The following is an 18,336-nucleotide window of genomic DNA, read 5'->3' as shown; positions in this document are numbered from 1 at the left end:
CTACTCCCGGACATCGTCCTCGTCGGTTTCAAATTCGACCAGGACATCCAGGTCGAATGCCAGCGACTCGACCAGTTCGCGGACCCGCGTGACGGCGGTCTCGTTGGGCGCTTCCACCTCGATGAGGTGCATGCCCGGACCTTCGTCGTCGCTCAATCCTGCCGAGCTGGAATCGGGGTCGTCCATGTGCGGCATCAGGTCGTCGATTTCCTCGACATGCTCGATGCCCGGCACGCTGGTCAGCAGGTCGCTGATGGCGCGGACGGCGTCGTCACTGCCGGTGATCCGGATGCGTAGCTGCGGCATGGGGGCGGACCTGGGTGTGGGGACTGTCAGGCTAGGCGGGGGCCGGCCAACGCGACGTGACGGCGCGGACGTCACGTCGCACTGGCAGGGCCGGCGTTATCGTGCGTTTATGGAATCCGACACGCCCATCGTCAGCCTGCGTCCGCTGGAACGCAGCGACCTGCACTTCGTCCACGTGCTCAACAACAACCGCAGCGTGATGGGCTACTGGTTCGAGGAGCCGTTCGAGTCGTTCGTGGAGCTGGAGGAGCTGTACCGCAAGCACATCCACGACCAGTCCGAGCGGCGCTTCATCGTCGAACACGAGATCCTGGAACCGCCCAGCCACGAGCGGGTCGGGCTGGTCGAACTGGTCGAGATCGACCACCTGCACCGGCGCGCGGAGTTCCTGATCATGATCTCGCCGGAACACCAGTCCCATGGCTTCGCCAAGGCGGCGACGCTGGCGACCATCCATTACGCGTTCCGGGTGCTCAATCTGTACAAGCTGTACCTGCTGGTGGACGTCGACAATGCGGTGGCGATCCACATCTACGAGGCCGCCGGATTCAAGCGCGAAGGCGTGCTGGTGGACGAGTTCTTCAGCGATGGCCGCTACCGCAGCGTGATCCGGATGTGCCTGTTCCAGCACGAGGTGCTGGGCAGCGACGAGGCGCGGCGCAACGCCTGATCAGGTGCGCCGTAACACCTAGGGTTTTACCGTCGGCGCGCGAGAGGGCAGCGGCACGTTGCACAGGTCGATGTGTCCGGCCGGAACCTTGTACCAGTCGTCGCGACGGTTGCGGCGTGCTTCGGTGACGGCATCGAAGGTCGCGCTGTCGGTGCGCAGCAGTTCCAGCTGGATGCGCTCGGCTGCGGGCACCTCGCTGGCGAGACGGATCGCCTTGATCGGAGTGCGCTGACCGGGGTCGTCGTACATGCCCATCGGTTCCGGGCCACGCCGGATCACCGACAGCAAGGGCATGCCCTGGATGACGCGCCCGACCAGGGTGATGTTGCGGTCGAGCTGGCGCGGCGACTGGCCGGTGACGACGTAGAGTTCGGCGCCGTTGCTGGAGTCGGCGGCCATGTCGCGGCCGGTACCGAGCGCGCCGTAGCAGTGCGCCATCCACGTCGTGCCGGTGGCCGGGTCGCGCGCCGCGGCGAAGCCGTCGACGAAGCCGACCTGCGGCGCCCAGCCGTCGGTGTCGGGCAGTGCGTGGAAGTTCAGCGCGGGATCGACTCGCTCGAACTCGGCCGGCAGGTGGGCCTTGGCGCCGCCAAGTGACTTGCGTGTCGCCTCGTCCCCGGTGGGATCGCCGAACTGGACCACGAAGTTGTCCTGCGAGCGGTAGATGCTCAGGCCGTCCCAGAACCCTTCCTTGGCCAGCGTGCGGATATTGGCGACGTGTTCCGGGGCGAACTGCGGTGCGAGCTCGATCACCACGCGGCCCGCATCGAGGTCCATGTAGAGGGTGTTGTCAGGATCGGGCGCGCGCCAGTCCGAGGCTGGGGAGGCGTCCAGGATCTGCTGCACCGAAAGCGGCTTGGCGGACTCGTCGGTGGGCTCCGGCGCGGCGGCCGATGTCGCGGAAAAGGCGATCAGGGCGGGCAGCAGGGCACACAACAGCAGGCGCGGGTTCGGCATGGACGGCTCCAGATCGGCAAGGTCGCTCGATTCTGGCGGAAGCCGCGTGCTGGAGCCAGACGCGCCGGTTCCCGCCCCGGCGGTCATCCGGTGCCGAAGCCACTCCGCCCCCGGAGCGACATCAGTCGCGACAGCACGGCGAAACCGGACGTCAGTGCATTCGCGACTGGCGTCGCTCCTGCCGTCAGGGCTGCCCCGCGATGCCCGTCGACCAGGTCGGCTTCAGCCCGCGTATCTGGCGATGAAGTCGCGCACCTGCGGATACACCTGCCCGCGCCAGCGGCGGCCGCTGAAGATGCCGTAATGGCCGGCGCCCTCGACGGTGAGGTGGTGCCGGTCGGGGGTCGCGATGCCGGTGCACAACGCATGCGCGGCGTGGGTCTGGTCTTGGCCGGAGATGTCGTCCAGCTCCCCTTCGATGGTCAGCAATGCGGTGCCCTTGATCGCGGCGGGATCGACCCGCTCGCCGGCCACGTCCCACAGGCCACGCGGCAGCAGGTGCTCCTGGAACACCACCTTGATGGTGTCCAGGTAGTAGCTGGCCGGCATGTCCAGCACCGCGTTGTATTCGTCGTAGAAACGGCGGTGCGACTGGGCGTCGTCAAGGTCGCCGTTGAGCAGGTCCTGGTAGAAGTCCCAGTGCGATTGCGCGTGGCGCTCAGGGTTCATCGCCATGAAACCGCTGTGCTGCAGGAAGCCCGGATAGACCTTGCGGCCGCGGCCCGCGTAGTTCGCCGGCACCTCGTGGATCAGGTAGTCGCGGAACCACGACAACGGCTTGTGGGTCGCCAGATCGTTGACCTGGGTCGGGCTTTCGCGGGTGTCGATCGGGCCGCCCATCATCACCATCGAGCGTGGGGTGGTTTCGCCGCGCGAGGCCATCAACGAAACCGCCGCCAATACCGGCACGGTCGGCTGGCAGACGCTGATCACGTGCAGGTTTTCCGCGCCGATGGTACGGATGAACTCCTGGATGTAGGCGACGTAGTCGTCGAGCGTGAAGTCGCCCTCGGTGGCCGGCACCATGCGCGCGTCGGTCCAGTCGGTGATGTAGACCTTGTGGTCACGCAGCATCGTGCGCACGGTGTCGCGCAGCAGGGTGCTGTGGTGGCCCGACAGCGGCGCGACGATCAGCACCGGCGGCTGGCCCTTGAGCTCGGTGATGTTGCCGGCATCGTCGGCGTATCGCTTGAAGCGCAGCAGCCGGCAGAACGGCTTGTGCAGCATCTCGCGCTCGATCACCGGGTAGGCCGCGCCGTCGATGTCGACCGAATGGATGCCGAAACGGGGTTTCTCGTAGTCCTTGCCGATGCGGTACATCAGCTCGTAGCCGGCGGCCAGTTGGCCCGCCCCGGGCAGTTTGCCGAGCCAGGTGCCGGATGCGCCGAATATCTTCGCGTTGGCGTCGGCCCAGTACGTCATCGGAGCCATCCAGGCGCGGCCGAGCTCATGCATCTGGTAAAGCAACATAGAAGGCCCTGACAGAAATTGGTGCGCTGCAGCGTAACGGATCGGATCGCGGTGCGCGTGAATCGGGGCCTCGCCCGTCAGCCGGCCGGTTTCAACCGGCGGACTCCAGTGCGGCCAGGCCTGCATGCAGACCGGGCCCGAGCCACAGGTGCGAGCCCAGCGGGTGCAGGCCGATGCGGGCGAAACGCTCGCGGTAGAACTTCGCCGGTCGCGCATGGAAGCCGACCGTATCGCCGTCGATGCCGTCGCTGCGGGTGAAGGTTTCCAGGAACGCGCTCCCGCCGCACAGCTCGCCCAGCGCCGGCAGGCCGCGGTCGAGCTCGCGCGTGGGCAGGTAGTGCAGCACGTCGCTGCAGACCAGCAGGTCGACCGGCGCGCAGGGGCGCAGGTATTCGAAGTCGGCAAACGCCGCGTAATGCAGGTTGCGCCGGCTGCCGAAACGGGTGATCGCGTATTCGCTGTTGTCGAAGCCCAGGTACTGCAGCTTCGGCCGCAGCTTCAGCAGCGGTGCGCGCCACGCACCTTCGCCGCAGCCGATGTCGAGCACGCTGCGGATCGGACGTTCCAGGTGGTATTCCGCCGTGGCCACCGCCAGCGCAACCTTGCGTGCCAGCCTCGCCGGACCGCCGATCGCCGCGCTGCGGGCCGCGGGCGCGCGGTACCACTGGTCGAAATAGGCCTGGTCGTATTGCTTGGTCATGGATCGCTCTTTGGGATTGAGGCTCGGCGCGTGTCGCGCGGCGTGCCATCCTAGCGCGCGAATCATTTGCCGAAGGACCCCGACCGCATGAATGCCTACCTCTGGACCAAGACCTTCCACCTCGTGTTCGTGATCGCCTGGATGGCGGCGGTGTTCTACCTGCCGCGGATCCTGGTCAACATCGCCGAGGCGGGAGAAGCGCCGGACGTGCGGTCTCGCCTGACGCTGATGGGACGCCGGCTGTATCGCTTCGGCCACATCATGTTCGGCCTGTCGGTGCTGCTGGGCGTGGTGCTCTGGCTGGGCTACCGCGTCCTGCCGGACTTCCCGACGATGGTCGCGCAGGGCAGCGGTTGGCTGCACGCCAAGCTGGTGCTGGTGGCGGTGTTGTTTGCCTATTACATCTTCAGCGGGCGCTGGCTGAAGGCGGTGGACGCGGGCAAGCCGCTGGCATCGTCGAAGGCCTTGCGCTGGTTCAACGAAGTGCCGGTGCTGCTGTTGGTGATGATTGTCTGGCTGGTGCTTGCCAAACCGTTCTGAGGCGGGGGGCCGGGCCGCCTTCCACGGGAATTGCCTTGATGTAGGAGCGACGTGAGTCGATTGCACGGCGAAACCGGGGCTCGGCGCGTTCGCGACTTACGTCGCTCCTGCATGGGTGACGTCAGGGGCGCTTGGCGGGTATCGCTGCCGGCAACTCCACCGGCACGCCGTCGGCGTTGCAGCTGCCGGCGTCGCATACGGCCTGGCGCAGGAACGGGGTGGACTGCAGCAGGAAGTGGAAGATCACGTTCTGCTCCACGCTGCCGCGCACGGCCTCGCTGCCGGGGCCGCGGGCCCAGATGCCGACGTCATCGCCGCCGTGGGATTCGGCGGTGGTCGGCACCAGCGCTTCCTGCATGTAGTCCGGTGCGGCGGTGTCGACCCGGGTCAGGTCGGGGCGGCCGATGGCGGCCTGGTAGTCCTTCGGCTTGTGCGGGAAGGTCTTCGGCCCGGCCGGCTGGCTGGCGCTGGCACCGGTATAGCCGGGGCCGTTGGCGTAGCTGAGGGTGGTGTAGGGCATGCCGCGTGCGTCCTTCGCCAATGCCAACGTGCCGTCCTTGCCGGTTTCGCGGACCTTGTCGAGGATCGGGTTGCCGCGCGCCGGGTAGCCGACAAAGCTGAGCGTGTGGGCGTGATCGGCGGTGACCAGGATCAGGGTGTCGTCGGCGGAGGTCAGCGCGTTGGCCACCTCGACCGCCTCGCTCATCGCGATGGTGTCGTCCAGTGCGCGGTAGGCATTGCCGTCGTGGTGGGCGTGGTCGATGCGGCCGCCTTCGACCAGCAGCACGTAGCCGTTGGGGTTGTTGGCCAGGCGGGTGATCGCGGCGCGGGTCATCTCGGCCAGGCTCGGCTCGCCGGCCGGATCATCGGGGCGGTGGTGCTCGTACTGCATGTGGCTGGGCTCGAACAGGCCCAGCAGCGGCGCATCGGCCGGTGCGGCGGCGAACTGCGCCGCGTTCCACACGTAGGCGCCGCCCGGATGGCGCTGCTGCCAGGTGGCGATCAGGTCGCGACCGTCCTTGCGGCGGCCGGACTCTTCCGGGTATTCGGGATCGACCTGGTCGGCCGGCATGAAGTTGGTGCGGCCGCCGCCCATCAGCACGTCCAGGCCGTTGCCGTATGGCGACTCGATCATCTGCCGGGCGATGTCCACGCAACCGGCGGCGAGTGCCTCGTCCGGCATCGCGGCATCGCTTTCCCAGTTACGGCTGGCCGAGTGGCTGAAGGTGGCGGCGGGGGTCGCATGGGTGGCGCGGGCGGTGGTGACCACGCCGGTCGCCATGCCGCTGCCGGCCGCGAGTTGCCACAAGGTGGTCATCGGCGCGGCCAGTGCGCCCGCGCAGTCACCGAATGCGGCGGACTGGCCGATGCTGATCACGCCGGCGCGGGTCTTCACTCCGGTCGCCATGGCGCTCATGGTGCCGGCCGAATCCGGGGTCTGCATGTCGGTGTTGTAGGTCTTGCTCAGCGCCGTGGACGGGAAGTGTTCCCAGCTCAGGCGGTGGTTCTCGCCGGGGCCGCCCTTGCGTTGGCCGTCGAGGATGCGCGCGGCGGCCACGGTCGGCAGGCTCATGCCGTCGCCGACGAACAGGATCACGTTCTTCGCCTGCCCGGCCAGTGCACCGCGCTCGGCCGCCTGGGCGGCGCCATCACGGAACCACCAGGCGGCGGTCTCGTCCTGCGGGTGCTCGATCACCGGCACGCTGACGTGGATGGCGTGGCTGGCTGCCGGGACCAGGGACGTGGCAGTCGGCGCGGTGGTCGCGCAGGCGGCGGCGAGCACGGTCGGGAAGAACACGAGCAGGGCGGTGCGCAATGGGGACATCGGCAATGGGGTCATCAATCGGGAGCCTCTGAAGCGGAGCCGCCGATTATGCCGCGCAACTGTTGCGTCGATGCGACCCCGGTGTTGCGGTGATGCGGTGTTTGCGGGCGGTCGTCTCGGCTATCGTGCGGTTCGCTCTGAAAAGGCTTCCCGATGGATCTGGTTTCCCGCTGGTTGCGTATTCCGTTCTGGCAGCGCGTGCTGGCCGGCTTCGTGCTGGGCGCGCTTGCGGGCTGGGCGTTCGGCCCGGCGGCGGAGACGTGGTTCGGGCCACTGGGGGCGGTCTACGTCACCCTGATCAAGATGATCGCGGTGCCGCTGGTGCTGTTCGCGGTGATGAATGCGGTGGCCTCGCTGCACGGCCAGAAGTCGGTGGCGGCGCTGGGCGGACGGACGTTTGCGTGGTTCGCGGCCACGGCCGCGCTGGCGGTCTGCGTCGGCCTGGGCATCGGCTGGCTGCTGCAGCCCGGCCAGGGCGTCACCGGGTTGACGATGGCGGCCGATTACAGCGTGCGCGAGATCCCCTCCGTGGTGCAGGTGCTGCTGGACGTCGTACCGGGCAATCCGTTCAAGGCGCTCAGCGAGGGCAAGATCCTGCAGGTGATCGTGTTCGCCGGGCTGGTGGGGTTCGCGCTGGTCAAGCTGGGCGACAGGACCGCCGCGCTGCGCAAGCTGGTGGGCGAGTCCAGCGAGGTGATGATCCAGGTCACCCGCTTCGTGCTGGAGATGACCCCGCTGGGCACCTTCGGCCTGATCGCCGCGCTGGTCGGGGCGTACGGCTTCGAGAAGCTGCTGCCGCTGGGGATGTTCGTGTTCGCGCTGTACCTGGCGTGCGCGGTGCACATCGTGTTCGTCTATGGCGGGTTGTTGCTCACCCACGGACTCAACCCGGTCAAGTTCTTCCGTGGTGCGGCACCGGGCATGCAGGTCGCGTTCGTGAGTTCGTCGAGCTTCGCCTCGATGCCGGCGGCGATCCGCTCGGTCACCCACAACCTGGGCGTCGACAAGAGCTACGCGTCCTTCGCGGTGCCGCTGGGCGCGAGCATCAAGATGGACGGTTGCGGGGCGATCTACCCGGCGCTGACCAGCCTGTTCGTGGCCCAGTACTTCGGCCTGGACCTCGCCCCGACCCAGTACCTGGTGATCCTGCTGGCCTCGGTGCTGGGCAGTTTCGGCACCGCCGGCGTGCCCGGCACCGCGATCGTGATGGTGACCCTGGTGCTGTCGGCCGCCGGCCTGCCGCTGGAGGGCATCGGCTATCTGGTCGCGATCGACCGGGTGCTGGACATGGCGCGCACGATGACCAACGTCACCGGGCAGATGCTGGTGCCGGTACTGGTCGCCAAGGAGACCGGGATGATCGACATGGCGGTCTACAACGAGGCGTCCAGCAATGTCGGCATTGCCGAGGGCGATGAGTTGCCGGAGCGCGAAGGATTGCCGGGGCGCGAGGCGGCCTGACCCACGCCCTCGCGGGCGCCGGGTTTCACCGGCAGGCGTGCCGCGCGATGCAACAGGCGATCAGGCCCGCGAATACCGCCAGGACACCATCCGGCCGTCGCGGTAGGGCATCACGCCGTGGAACGGCCGCGGGTCGTCGTCGAACACCAGCGGCAGGAATTCGCGGTCGCCTTCCCACATCGGCAGCTCGTACAGGCGCGCCAGCGGCACCCACTCCAGGCTGCCTTCGTGGTTGCTGGTGTGCGCCGTCCCGCTGTAGCGCGTGATCAGGAACACGAAGCCGAACCAGTCCTCGCCCTGCTTGCCGAATCCGGGCCAGTTGATGGTGCCGCGCAGGCTGAGCTCGTCGCAGGTGATGCCGGCCTCCTCGAAGATCTCGCGCTGCATCCCGGCCACCACGTCCTCGTCGCTTTCCACCTTGCCGCCCAGGCCGTTGTACTTGCCCAGGTGCTGGTCGTCGGCACGGGCGTTGCGGTGGATCAGCAGCACGTCGCGGCCGTCGGGCGAGAGCACGTAGCCCAGGGTGGCGACGATCGGGGCGTAAGGCATCAACGGGCTACCTTCTGTCGGGCCGGCTTGCGTCCGGGGAGTTGCCGGTCGAACGCCTTCCCGGACGCGTCGGCACAGGACGTCACGGCGACGGCCGGCAGGGCGGCAATCAGCAGGGTGGTCAGTCGGGAACGGGGCATCGGCGCTGGCAGGAAAACGGATCGACAGTGTCCATGATCGTGCCGGCCGTTGCCATGCAACAACCCTTACACGCGATTCCATGGCCAGACAGAATCCCGGAACCCGTGCGTCCGCCCCGAAAGCAGCGTCGCATGTCGCCGGCAGGCCCGCAGGCGCCGTCCGGCTGCGCATAATCGGCCCATGCCGCCCAGGAGGATTTCGATGACCACATCCACTTCATGCCGCCGCGTGTCCGCCATCGCCGGTTGCGGGCCGGTGTCCGCATGAGCGGCCACCAGCGTGAGCTGACCCTGCGTTTCCTCGCCGAACCGGCCGACGTCAACTACGGCGGCAAGGTGCACGGCGGCGTGGTGATGAAGTGGATCGACCAGGCCGGCTACGCCGCGGCCGTCGGCTGGAGCGGTACCTACAGCGTGACGGTGGCGGTGGGCGGGATCCGGTTCGTCGCGCCGATCCGCATCAGCGACCTGGTGACCGTGCGCACCAAGCTGGTCCACACCGGCACCAGCAGCATGCATTTCGCGGTCGATGTCAGCGCGCGGGACCCGATGGGCGGCGAGACGCGGTTGTGCACCCACTGCGTGATCGTGTTCGTCGCCCTGGACGGGGTGGAAGGCAAGCCGACCGCGGTGCCGGCCTGGGAGCCGGTCAGCCAGGACGATCGTCACCTGGCGGAGTACGCCATGCAGGTGATGGAGTTGAGCAAGGGGATCGAGCAGACCGTGCAGCGTTACCGCGCGGCGGGCGAGTTGTAGCCCGCAGGTCCGTGCCGGATACGAAACAGCCGCCCATCAGGCGGCTGTGCGTGGAATCGTGGTGTACCGGACGGTACGTGAACCGCTCCGGCCCGCGTCATGTTGACCGGTGTCGGCTCAGCTGCCGGCCAGCCGGCGCGCCTGCAGGTACTTGCCGCTCCAGTAGCCCTTCTCCAGGCTGGACACCATCACGTCCTTGCCATTGCTCGGGGCGTGCACGAAACGGCCTTCACCGACATAGATACCGACGTGGTCGACCCGGCCCTTGCGGCCGAAGAACACCAGATCGCCCTCGGCCAGGTCCGCCTTGTCGGCAACCAGTTCACCGGATTTGGCCTGCTCCTTCGAGACGCGCGGCAGGTCGATGCCCAGGGCGCTGCGGAACACGTAGCTGACCAGCCCGCTGCAATCGAAACCCTTGTCGGGCGAGGTGCCGCCCCAGCGGTAGGGCGTGCCAAGCAAGGTCAGCGCGCGCTGGAGGATGTTGCGGGTGCTCTTGTCGGGCGGGGTGTAATCCTCGGCGACTGCAGCGGTCTTGCCCGACGCCAGCATGCCGCTGATGTCGCTGGCCAGGCTCAGTGCCCGGTCCGGCATGCTCATCGCGTCGGGCATCAGCACCGGCAGGTCGGCCATGACGGCCGGCTCGGCCGTCTGGGTGGCGAATGCCGGTGCGGCCGGAACGGCCAGCAGACAGGCAAGAAGGAAGGAGAAGCGTACCGGCCCGAATCGGGAAACGATGGCAGCTGTGCGCACTGGGCGGCTGGTCTGGGTTGTCGTCACGCGCTCGTCACTGTTTCAACACCGGGCGATCATGCACGTCGAATCCGGTGTGTTGGTTCATATTCCGTTAAAAAATAGTTAATTTCCGGAAGGATTTGCCCGGAATTGGGCGGTTGGTCAGTTAACGACCCGTTTTGCGCCGCTGTAGTTGTCCCGCCAGTAGGCCGCATCCAGATGGTCGAGTCGGACCGTGCCGCCCGTACTCGGCGCATGCACGAAACGGCCGCCGCCGACGTAGATGCCGACGTGGCTGACCTGGCCCCCGCGGCCAAAAAAGACCAGGTCGCCCGCGGTCAACTGCTGTGGCTTGATCCGCGGCCCCTGATACGCGGCCAATGCGCTGGAGCTGCGCGGCAGCTTGACCTTGAGCATGTCGTCATAGACGTAGTTGACCAGCCCGCTGCAGTCGAAGCCCGACTCCGGGGTGTTGCCGCCATAGCGGTAGGGCGTGCCGACCAGGCTGATGGCGCGCATCAGCACGGCATTGGACGCGGCGGGATTGGCGGGGGCGACCATCGCCCAGTCGCGTGCATGGGTGGGCGGCGGTGAGCTCCGGACCGCCTCGTGGCCGCCACCGCAACCGGCCAGCAGCGTGCCGGTCAGCAACAGGGGGAGCATCCATCGCAGGCACGCAGGCAAGGGTTGCGCTGGCGCGTGGGCGATGATGCCGGGATAATGCGCGGCCTTCGTCACGGCGCATAGCTTCGCCGCTCCGGCCGATGACGGCAACCTGCCCCGCCGGCGTGCCCCTGTTCCGCCCGGCCCCCAACGAGTCCCGCCATGAAAATCGAGAAAGACCGCGTCGTCAGCTTCCACTACTCCGTTGCCGAGCAGGGCAAGGAATCGCTTGAGACCTCCGAAGGCCGCGAACCGCTGATGATCCTGGTCGGTCACGGCAACATCATCCCGGGTCTGGAAAAGGCGATGGAAGGCCGCCAGGCGGGTGACAAGTTCAGCGCCGAGGTCTCCGCCGCCGAGGCCTATGGCGAGGTCCAGCCGGGCATGATCCAGCGCGTGCCGAAGAAGTACTTCAAGGGCTCGAAGCTGGCGCCGGGCATGCAGGTCGTCCTGCAGACCAAGTTCGGCCCGCGTCCGGTGACGGTGCAGAAGGTCGGCATGAGCGTGGTGGATGTCGATCTCAACCATCCGATGGCCGGCAAGGACCTGAAGTTCGATATCGAGATTGTCGATGTGCGCGAAGCCCAGGCCGAGGAGATCGATCACGGCCACGTGCACGGCGACGGCGGTCACCAGCACTGACAGCCCGCGCTGCAATTGGTGTTGCCGATGGCCCGCTGACGCGGGCCATCTGTTTTGCGGGATGTAGTCTCGGGACATGCCGCTGTGTAGGGCATCGTGTTGGGGCGGTCGCCTCGCTGGTGGGCAGGCCGGTGTTCCATGTCGACGTTCCCCGGGGGGATGGCGCGCGGGATGGATCGTCCGTCGTCGCGGGGCATTCGTCGTAGGGGACCGGTCGGAGCAATAATGCCGGCCATGGACCGACGGGATGACGTGGCCGTGGTGGGTGCCGGGGTGATCGGGCTGGCCACGGCGCTTGCGCTGCTGGAAGCCGGCCGCGGCGTGCATGTCATCGATGCCGGCCGGATTGGCGGCGGCAGTTCGCATGGCAACTGCGGCACCATCACTCCCAGTCACGCGCCGCCGCTGGCGGCACCGGGCATGGTCGTCAAGGCCCTGGCGATGATGCTGCGCCCGGATGCGCCGCTGTACATCCCGCCGCGCATCGATCCGACCTTGTGGCGCTGGCTGTGGCGATTCGCCCGTCGCTGCAACCTCGCCGACTGGCAGGACAGCGCCCGGGCCAAGTCCGCGTTGCTCAACGACTCGCGTGCGCGACTGGCGCAATGGGTGTCGGCCTACGCGATGGACTGCGAATTCGCCGAGTCCGGCGAGGATTATGTCTACCGCGATCCACGGGCGTTCGGGCACGGCCGGCTGGAGCTGGACCTGCTGCGCGAGCTGGGTGTGGGAGTCGAGGTGATCGACGGCCCGGCCTACGAGGCCCTCGAGCCTGCGGTGAAACCCGGCGTCGCCGGCGCCATCCGCTTCAGCGGCGATGCGGTGCTGCGGCCCGACCGCTACGTGGCGGAACTGGCACGCGCGGTGCGCGAGCGCGGCGGCGTGATCGACGAGCAGCGCGGGCTGGTGTCGCTGGAGCGGGACCGCGACGGTTTCCACCTGCAGACCGCGCAAGGGGCGCTGGATGCGGTCGAGGTGGTGATCGCCACCGGTGCGTGGTCGCCGCGGCTGGCCGAGATGATCGGCGTGCGCAAGCTGGCGCGCGCAATGCAACCCGGCAAGGGGTATTCGATCACGACCTCGCCACCGGCGCTGGTGCCCAGGCGTGCGCTGGTGCTGCGCGAGCGTTCGGTCTGCGTGACCTCGTGGGCGAGCGGATTCCGGCTCGGCAGCACGATGGAGTTCTCCGGGTTTGACGACAGCCTCAACCCGACCCGGCTGGCGGCGCTGGAGCGCGGCGCGCGGGAATACCTGCGCGAGCCCTTGGGACTGGAGATACGCGAGCGCTGGTGTGGCTGGCGACCGATGAGTTGCGACGACATCCCGATCATCGGTCGTGCGCCCGGCCATCGACGGCTGTGGCTGGCGACCGGCCACGGGATGATGGGCGTCAGCATGAGCGCCGGGACCGGCCAGCTGCTGGCCGACCTGATCGGTGGCCGCACGCCGGCACTGGATCCGGCACCGTTCCGACCGGATCGCCTGGTGTGACGGTGGCGGCGGCGTCATTTCGCTGACGCGCCTTTGGCACCGCCTGCTGCACCATGACGGCTTCTTCGACACGGAGTGATCCATGCACCAGGACTTCGATCTGATCGTGATCGGTGGCGGTTCCGGCGGGTTGGCAGCGGCCTTCCGTGCTTCAAGCCATGGTGCGAAGGTGGCGATGCTGGAACCTGCATTGCTCGGTGGCACCTGCGTCAACCTGGGCTGCGTGCCGAAGAAGGCGATGTGGCTGGCGGCCGACATGGGGCTCAGGCTGGGCGTGGCCAGGACCCTCGGCTTCCCGGTGCCGCCGATGACGCTGGACTGGCAGGCGTTCGTCGCCCACCGCCAGCGCTACATCGCCAACATCCACGACAGTTACCGCAAGCGCCTGGACGACGCCGGCATCGCCTGGTTGCCGCTGCGCGGCACCTTGCGGGACGCGCACACGGTCGAGTGCGAGGACGGTGTCCGCCTGCGCGCACGACGGTTGTTGATCGCCACCGGGGCGCACCCCCGCAAACCCGATATTCCGGGGGCGGAGCTGGGCGGCGTCTCGGATGACTTCTTCCATTGGGTCGCGCCGCCGCCGCGGGTGGCGTTGGTCGGTGGCGGCTACATCGCGGTCGAACTGGCCGGCGTGCTGCAGGCGTTGGGCAGCCAGGTCGACGTGTTCGTGCGCGGGCACCGGCTGATCACCTCGTTCGACGCCGAGCTGGCCGGGCAGTTGGCCGAGGACTACCGCCAGGCCGGCGTGCGCGTGCATGTCGATTGCAAATTGACCGCGTTGAAGCGGGTCGGTGGCGAGGATCCCGGCATCCGCGTGCACGGCGATGGCGCACCTGAACATCACTTCGACCAGGTGATCTTCGCCACCGGCCGCCGTCCGAACACGGCGTCGCTGGGGCTGGATGCCGCCGGCGTTGCCGTCGACGAGCTGGGGTATGTCGTCGTCGATGGGCGCCACGCGACCAATGTCGACAGCGTGTTCGCAGTGGGCGATGTCACCCGCGACCCGGCGCTGACACCGGTCGCGATCGCCGCCGCGCGCCGGCTGATGGACCGGTTGTACGGCGGCCGCGACGAGCCGCTCGACCGCGACCACATCCCGAGCGTGGTGTTCAGCCATCCGCCGATCGGCATGGTCGGATTGACCGAGCAGGCCGCGCGCGAGCGTCATGGCGATGCGGTCAGCACCGTCCGCGCGAGTTTCCGGCCGATGCTGCACGCGCTGGCCGACTCGCCGCAGCGCAGCCTGTTCAAGCTGGTCTGTGTCGGTGCAGAGCGCCGGGTGGTCGGCATCCACCTGCTGGGCGAGGCGGCCGACGAGATCCTGCAGGGTTTTGCGGTGGCGCTGAAGCGCGGCATCACCCTGGACGACCTGCACGACACCGTCGCCATCCATCCGACCAGCGCCGAGGAAGTCGTGTTGATGCGGTGAGGTGGCGGCGCATCGGCGATCTGCACGACACAGAACAAATACACTGGCCTGCATGGATACCTTTGAACTTCATCGCGGCACGCGGCCGCTGCTGGTCAGCCTGCCGCACGATGGCAGCGCGATTCCGGCTGATCTGGCCTTGCGCATGACCCCGGCGGCACGCCGTGCGCCCGACACCGACTGGTACGTGTCGCGCCTGTATGCGTTTGCGCGAGAGCTGGGCGCGTCGGTACTGGTACCGAAATACTCGCGTTACGTGGTCGACCTGAACCGGCCGTCCGACGACACCTCCCTGTACCCCGGGCAGAACACCACCGGCCTGTGCCCGGCGGTGCGCTTCAATGGCGAGCCGGTGTACCTCGACGGCCAGGCCCCTTCGGCGGCTGAGATCGGCGAGCGGACCGGGCGCTACTGGCGGCCCTACCACGATGCGTTGCGTGGGGAGCTCGACCGCATCCGCGCCGCGCACGGCCGCGCGCTGCTGTGGGATGGCCATTCGATCCGGGGCAGCGGGCTGCCGTTCCTGTTCGATGGCCGCCTGCCGGACCTGAACCTCGGCACGGCCGGCGGCAGCAGCTGTTCGGCTGCGCTGCAGCAGCGTCTCGAGTCCGTGCTGGCCGCACAGACCGGTTACGACTGGGTCGCCAACGGCCGTTTCAAGGGCGGCCATATCACCCGCCACTACGGCGCGCCGCAGGACGGCATCGATGCGGTGCAGCTGGAGATCAGCCAGCGTTGTTACATGGACGAGGATTCGGGCGAGTACGACGAGGCGAAAGCGGCGCAGCTGCAGGTGTTGTTGCGCCGACTGCTCGAGGTTGCCCTGGTGGAATGAAGGTGTATTACGCCGTTGGCTAATACACCCTACGTCTCTGAGGTGGCGGTGGGTCGTTGTCGGGGCGGGCTTGGTGCAATACGCCGCCGGTGGCGGCTATTGCACCTTACGACCGCCGGGCAATGCCGCGCCGTCGGCCCGACGTAGGGCGCAACAAGCAAAGCGCATTGCGCCGTGACACTCACGCCCGCCGTGACACTCACACCTCCAGCGTCGCCAGGTCGCCCTTGTCTTCCAGCCACGCCTTGCGGTCGCCGGCGCGTTTGCGCGCCAGCAGCATGTCCATCAATGCGTGGGTCAGCTTGGCGTCGTCGACGGTCAGCTGCACCAGTCGGCGGGTGTCGGGATGGACGGTCGATTCGCGCAGCTGGGACGGGTTCATCTCGCCCAGTCCCTTGAAGCGGGTGACGTGGACGGCACCGGCGGAGCCCTTCTTGCGCTCGGCCTTTTCGCGCTCGATCTTCTCCAGCAGGATCCGCTTCTCCTCCTCGTCCAGTGCGTAGAACACCTGTTTGCCCAGGTCGATCCGGAACAGCGGCGGCATCGCCACGAACACGTGGCCGGCGGCGACCAGCGCGGGGAAGTGCTGCAGGAACAGCGCGCACAACAGGGTCGCGATGTGCAGGCCGTCGGAATCCGCGTCCGCCAGGATGATGACCTTGCCGTAACGCAGGCCGGTGATGTCGTCCTTGCCGGGGTCGCAGCCGATCGCGACCGCCAGGTCGTGCACTTCCTGCGAGGCCAGCACGCTGCCCGAGGCGACTTCCCAGGTGTTCAGGATCTTGCCGCGCAGCGGCAGGATCGCCTGGAAGTCCTTGTCACGCGCCTGCCGTGCGCTGCCGCCGGCGGAGTCGCCCTCGACCAGGAACAGCTCGGTGCGCGACAGGTCCTGGCTGATGCAGTCGGCCAGCTTGCCGGGCAGGGCGGGGCCCTGGGTGACCTTCTTGCGGGTGATCTGCTTCTCGGTCTTGAGCCGCGCACTGGCGCGCTCGATCGCCAGCTGGGCGATCTTCTCACCGAGCTCGAAATGCTGGTTCAACCACAGGGTGAACGCGTCCTGCGCGGCGGCCTCGACGAAGCCGGCGGCCTGGCGCGAACTCAGCCGCTCCTTGGTCTGGCCACTGAACTGCGGGTCGAGCAGCTTGATGCTGAGCACGAAGGCGACCCGGTCCCAGACGTCCTCCGGGGCCAGCTTGACCCCGCGCGGCAGCAGGTTGCGGAAGTCGCAAAAGGCCCGGAGCGCATCGGTGAAGCCGCTGCGCAGGCCGTTGACGTGGGTGCCGTGCTGCGCTGTCGGAATCAGGTTGACGTAGCTTTCCTGCACCAGCTCGCCGTCCGGCGCCCACGCCACCGCCCAGTCGACGGTTTCGGTGTCCTTGGTGAGCCGGCCCAGGAACAGGTCCGGCGGCAGCAGCTCGCGCTGGGGCTGGTCGGCGCGCAGCTCGTCGAGCAGGTAATCGCTCAGACCGTCCTGGTAATGCCACTGCTGGCTCTCGCCGCTGGCGACGTCGAGCAGCTTCACGGTCAGGCCGGGGCACAGCACCGCCTTCGCCCGCAGCAGGTGCTTCAGCGAGCGCAGGTTGAATCTGGGCGTGTCGAAGTACTTCGGGTCGGGCCAGAACTGCAGCCGGGTGCCGGTGTTCTTGCGGCCGACGCTGCCGACCACTTCCAGCGCGGAGGCGCGGTCGCCATCGGCGAAGCTCATCCGGTGTTCGCTGCCGTCGCGCTTGATGTGGACCTCCAGCCGGGTCGACAGCGCATTGACCACACTCACGCCGACGCCGTGCAGGCCGCCGGAGAACGCATAGTTCTTGTTGCTGAATTTTCCGCCCGCGTGCAACCGGGTCAGGATCAGCTCCACGCCGGGGATGCCTTCCTCGGGGTGGATGTCGACCGGCATGCCGCGGCCGTCGTCGCTGACCTCGCAACTGCCATCGGCATGCATCACCACCTCGATGGTCTTCGCATGGCCGGCCAGGGCCTCGTCCACCGCGTTGTCGATGACTTCCTGCGCCAGGTGGTTGGGGCGGGTGGTGTCGGTGTACATGCCCGGGCGGCGCTTGACCGGGTCCAGCCCGGAGAGGACTTCGATGTCGGCGGCGTCGTAACGGTTGTTCATCAGGCGGGCAGGACGGTCAGTCGGAGGCAGGGAGCGCGCCAGAATGCGGGCCGCGACCGGCGATGGTCAAGGCGAACACCCTCCCCAGCGGTGGGCATTGGCGCGGGCGCGCATTGAGCACGATCAAGGAACCCTTCGCCGCAGCGGCCGATGATCCGCCCCCATTCACCAGGAGGGGCGTCGTGTCAGATCCGTATTCCGACCTGCAACAAAGCTATGGCCGCTGCCTGCGCGGCAAGGGGTTCATCGAGCGCTTCTACGAAGTGTTCATGGCCAGCAACACCGAGGTGGCGGCGATGTTCGCGCGCACCGATTTCCAGAAACAACGTCTGGCCCTGCGCCGCGGCATCAGCGTGGCGATCTTCCATGCGGCGGGCAGCAGTGTGGTCAAACGCAGCATGGAGCAGATGGCCGCGGTGCACAGCCAGGGCGGTCGCTGCCCGGTCGCACCGCACCTGTACCCGTACTGGATCGACAGCCTGATCACGGTCATCGCCGAGACGGACGAGCAGGCCGATGAGGCGTTGCTGACCCGCTGGCGCGAGGCCATGGACGTGGCGATCGGCACGTTCGTGCAGGGCTACCGCACGGTGCAGTGACCGGGCGCGGGGTGGCGCCACGCCCTGCGGTGGTTCAGGCGCGAGCAGGGCGGTGCGGGTTAGGGTCGGCGGCGTCGCTGAGGGGAGCGGCCGATATGCACTTTGGACGAGGTTCCTGTCCAGCCAACCGTTCATGGAGATCCACGTTGATGAATATCCGCAAACTCCTGCTGCCGACCGTGATTGCCGCATTGATGACCGCTCCGGCGGCCTTTGCCCAGTCGGTCGATACCGATGCCCAGGCCAAGGCGGCCGCGGCCGCCCAGGCCGAAGCCGCCGAACAGACGCCTGCTCCGGCGGCGACTGCCGACAGCGCCGATACGGCATCCGCCACCGACGCCACGGCCGCGCCGCAGACCAGCGCCGATGCGAATGTCGACGATGAGGCCCAACCGGTCGAGCCGGAAGAGGAAGACGGTCGCCGCTGAGCGCCGACTGTCGCG

General features: G+C 68.0%; 20 protein-coding genes. 10 read left to right on the top strand and 10 right to left on the bottom strand.

Translation table 11 applies throughout. The features are described 5' to 3' along the window. Entirely contained in the window at positions 1–306 is a 306-nt protein-coding gene (locus tag N792_RS04295; protein WP_036192794.1) for a hypothetical protein, read from the bottom strand. Positions 307–415: 109 nt separating this feature from the next. Here N792_RS04295 and speG point away from each other — a divergent pair, with 109 nt between their 5' ends. Continuing rightward, entirely contained in the window at positions 416–976 is a 561-nt protein-coding gene (gene speG, locus N792_RS04290) for a spermidine N1-acetyltransferase (RefSeq protein WP_036192792.1), read from the top strand. An 18-nt stretch (positions 977–994) separates the two neighbouring features. Here the strand turns inward: speG and N792_RS04285 are convergent, their stop codons facing one another. From N792_RS04285 to N792_RS04275, 3 genes are all read right to left on the bottom strand, one after another. After that, complete coding sequence (locus tag N792_RS04285; RefSeq protein WP_036192791.1) at positions 995–1,933, bottom strand: peptidylprolyl isomerase; 939 nt, start codon at positions 1,931–1,933, stop codon at positions 995–997. A gap of 222 nt (positions 1,934–2,155) precedes the next feature. After that, positions 2,156–3,400, bottom strand: coding sequence for a polyhydroxyalkanoate depolymerase (locus N792_RS04280; RefSeq protein ID WP_036193022.1), 1,245 nt, complete (start codon positions 3,398–3,400; stop codon positions 2,156–2,158). A gap of 94 nt (positions 3,401–3,494) precedes the next feature. Further along, complete coding sequence (locus N792_RS04275) at positions 3,495–4,103, bottom strand: class I SAM-dependent DNA methyltransferase (protein ID WP_036192789.1); 609 nt, start codon at positions 4,101–4,103, stop codon at positions 3,495–3,497. Positions 4,104–4,190: 87 nt separating this feature from the next. On the opposite strand from N792_RS04275, the gene N792_RS04270 reads away from it, so the two are divergent. Next, positions 4,191–4,643, top strand: a complete 453-nt coding sequence (locus tag N792_RS04270) for a CopD family protein (protein ID WP_036192788.1) — start codon at positions 4,191–4,193, stop codon at positions 4,641–4,643. Between the two features lie 121 nt (positions 4,644–4,764). Here the strand turns inward: N792_RS04270 and N792_RS04265 are convergent, their stop codons facing one another. Further along, on the bottom strand, positions 4,765–6,468 hold the full coding sequence (locus N792_RS04265; protein ID WP_084105376.1) for an alkaline phosphatase family protein: 1,704 nt from the start codon (positions 6,466–6,468) through the stop codon (positions 4,765–4,767). Positions 6,469–6,621: 153 nt separating this feature from the next. On the opposite strand from N792_RS04265, the gene N792_RS04260 reads away from it, so the two are divergent. Further along, a complete protein-coding gene (locus tag N792_RS04260) occupies positions 6,622–7,929 on the top strand; it encodes a dicarboxylate/amino acid:cation symporter (RefSeq protein ID WP_036192786.1) in 1,308 nt (435 codons plus the stop codon). A 60-nt stretch (positions 7,930–7,989) separates the two neighbouring features. On the opposite strand, the gene N792_RS04255 is transcribed toward N792_RS04260, so the two are convergent. Both N792_RS04255 and N792_RS14080 read right to left on the bottom strand, forming a co-directional pair. After that, positions 7,990–8,478, bottom strand: a complete 489-nt coding sequence (locus N792_RS04255) for an NUDIX hydrolase (RefSeq protein ID WP_036192785.1) — start codon at positions 8,476–8,478, stop codon at positions 7,990–7,992. After that, on the bottom strand, positions 8,478–8,618 hold the full coding sequence (locus N792_RS14080; RefSeq protein ID WP_191150502.1) for a hypothetical protein: 141 nt from the start codon (positions 8,616–8,618) through the stop codon (positions 8,478–8,480). The genes N792_RS04255 and N792_RS14080 overlap by 1 nt, the downstream gene beginning before the upstream one ends. Before the next feature lie 264 nt (positions 8,619–8,882). On the opposite strand from N792_RS14080, the gene N792_RS04250 reads away from it, so the two are divergent. Then, positions 8,883–9,374, top strand: coding sequence for an acyl-CoA thioesterase (locus tag N792_RS04250; protein ID WP_036193020.1), 492 nt, complete (start codon positions 8,883–8,885; stop codon positions 9,372–9,374). A gap of 117 nt (positions 9,375–9,491) precedes the next feature. On the opposite strand, the gene N792_RS04245 is transcribed toward N792_RS04250, so the two are convergent. Then, positions 9,492–10,127 (bottom strand): C40 family peptidase, encoded by a 636-nt coding sequence (locus N792_RS04245; protein ID WP_224743913.1) that lies wholly within the window; start codon positions 10,125–10,127, stop codon positions 9,492–9,494. Positions 10,128–10,271: 144 nt separating this feature from the next. Further along, the gene (locus N792_RS04240) at positions 10,272–10,772 is read right to left on the bottom strand and encodes a C40 family peptidase (protein WP_052103424.1); all 501 of its coding nucleotides are present in this window, start codon (positions 10,770–10,772) and stop codon (positions 10,272–10,274) included. 162 nt (positions 10,773–10,934) lie between these two features. Between N792_RS04240 and N792_RS04235 the strand changes: the two genes are divergently transcribed. The 4 genes from N792_RS04235 to hutG all read left to right on the top strand — a co-directional run bounded on the left by N792_RS04235 (position 10,935) and on the right by hutG (position 15,175). Beyond that, positions 10,935–11,414, top strand: a complete 480-nt coding sequence (locus N792_RS04235; protein WP_036192784.1) for an FKBP-type peptidyl-prolyl cis-trans isomerase — start codon at positions 10,935–10,937, stop codon at positions 11,412–11,414. A 234-nt stretch (positions 11,415–11,648) separates the two neighbouring features. After that, a complete protein-coding gene (locus N792_RS04230) occupies positions 11,649–12,905 on the top strand; it encodes an NAD(P)/FAD-dependent oxidoreductase (RefSeq protein WP_036193014.1) in 1,257 nt (418 codons plus the stop codon). 82 nt (positions 12,906–12,987) lie between these two features. Continuing rightward, positions 12,988–14,340 carry a glutathione-disulfide reductase gene (gorA, locus tag N792_RS04225; protein WP_036192782.1) on the top strand — a complete coding sequence of 451 codons (1,353 nt, stop codon included), beginning with the start codon at positions 12,988–12,990 and terminating at the stop codon, positions 14,338–14,340. Positions 14,341–14,392: 52 nt separating this feature from the next. Continuing rightward, positions 14,393–15,175, top strand: coding sequence for an N-formylglutamate deformylase (gene hutG / locus N792_RS04220; RefSeq protein WP_036192780.1), 783 nt, complete (start codon positions 14,393–14,395; stop codon positions 15,173–15,175). 199 nt (positions 15,176–15,374) lie between these two features. Here hutG and parE read toward each other — a convergent pair whose 3' ends face one another. Beyond that, on the bottom strand, positions 15,375–17,294 hold the full coding sequence (gene parE / locus N792_RS04215; protein WP_036192779.1) for a DNA topoisomerase IV subunit B: 1,920 nt from the start codon (positions 17,292–17,294) through the stop codon (positions 15,375–15,377). Between the two features lie 182 nt (positions 17,295–17,476). On the opposite strand from parE, the gene N792_RS04210 reads away from it, so the two are divergent. Both N792_RS04210 and N792_RS13390 read left to right on the top strand, forming a co-directional pair. Further along, positions 17,477–17,893, top strand: coding sequence for a globin (locus N792_RS04210; protein WP_036193012.1), 417 nt, complete (start codon positions 17,477–17,479; stop codon positions 17,891–17,893). A gap of 149 nt (positions 17,894–18,042) precedes the next feature. Beyond that, positions 18,043–18,321 carry a hypothetical protein gene (locus N792_RS13390; RefSeq protein ID WP_052103423.1) on the top strand — a complete coding sequence of 93 codons (279 nt, stop codon included), beginning with the start codon at positions 18,043–18,045 and terminating at the stop codon, positions 18,319–18,321. The last annotated feature ends 15 nt before the right edge of the window (positions 18,322–18,336 follow it).

It is taken from the genome of Lysobacter concretionis Ko07 = DSM 16239 (assembly GCF_000768345.1).
Classification (GTDB): domain Bacteria; phylum Pseudomonadota; class Gammaproteobacteria; order Xanthomonadales; family Xanthomonadaceae; genus Novilysobacter; species Novilysobacter concretionis.
Note: the sequence above shows the minus strand (reverse complement) of the source record. Positions and strands in the feature narration are given on the sequence as shown.

Coding starts and splice junctions, on each gene's coding strand:
- N792_RS04255 (WP_036192785.1), bottom strand. CDS start 8,478: ATGCCTTACGCCCCGATCGTCGCCACCCTGGGCTACGTGCTCTCGCCC.
- parE (WP_036192779.1), bottom strand. CDS start 17,294: ATGAACAACCGTTACGACGCCGCCGACATCGAAGTCCTCTCCGGGCTG.
- N792_RS04285 (WP_036192791.1), bottom strand. CDS start 1,933: ATGCCGAACCCGCGCCTGCTGTTGTGTGCCCTGCTGCCCGCCCTGATC.
- gorA (WP_036192782.1), top strand. CDS start 12,988: ATGCACCAGGACTTCGATCTGATCGTGATCGGTGGCGGTTCCGGCGGG.
- hutG (WP_036192780.1), top strand. CDS start 14,393: ATGGATACCTTTGAACTTCATCGCGGCACGCGGCCGCTGCTGGTCAGC.
- speG (WP_036192792.1), top strand. CDS start 416: ATGGAATCCGACACGCCCATCGTCAGCCTGCGTCCGCTGGAACGCAGC.
- N792_RS04275 (WP_036192789.1), bottom strand. CDS start 4,103: ATGACCAAGCAATACGACCAGGCCTATTTCGACCAGTGGTACCGCGCG.
- N792_RS04240 (WP_052103424.1), bottom strand. CDS start 10,772: ATGCTCCCCCTGTTGCTGACCGGCACGCTGCTGGCCGGTTGCGGTGGC.
- N792_RS04295 (WP_036192794.1), bottom strand. CDS start 306: ATGCCGCAGCTACGCATCCGGATCACCGGCAGTGACGACGCCGTCCGC.
- N792_RS04250 (WP_036193020.1), top strand. CDS start 8,883: ATGAGCGGCCACCAGCGTGAGCTGACCCTGCGTTTCCTCGCCGAACCG.
- N792_RS04235 (WP_036192784.1), top strand. CDS start 10,935: ATGAAAATCGAGAAAGACCGCGTCGTCAGCTTCCACTACTCCGTTGCC.
- N792_RS14080 (WP_191150502.1), bottom strand. CDS start 8,618: ATGCCCCGTTCCCGACTGACCACCCTGCTGATTGCCGCCCTGCCGGCC.
- N792_RS04265 (WP_084105376.1), bottom strand. CDS start 6,468: ATGTCCCCATTGCGCACCGCCCTGCTCGTGTTCTTCCCGACCGTGCTC.
- N792_RS13390 (WP_052103423.1), top strand. CDS start 18,043: ATGAATATCCGCAAACTCCTGCTGCCGACCGTGATTGCCGCATTGATG.
- N792_RS04260 (WP_036192786.1), top strand. CDS start 6,622: ATGGATCTGGTTTCCCGCTGGTTGCGTATTCCGTTCTGGCAGCGCGTG.
- N792_RS04270 (WP_036192788.1), top strand. CDS start 4,191: ATGAATGCCTACCTCTGGACCAAGACCTTCCACCTCGTGTTCGTGATC.
- N792_RS04230 (WP_036193014.1), top strand. CDS start 11,649: ATGGACCGACGGGATGACGTGGCCGTGGTGGGTGCCGGGGTGATCGGG.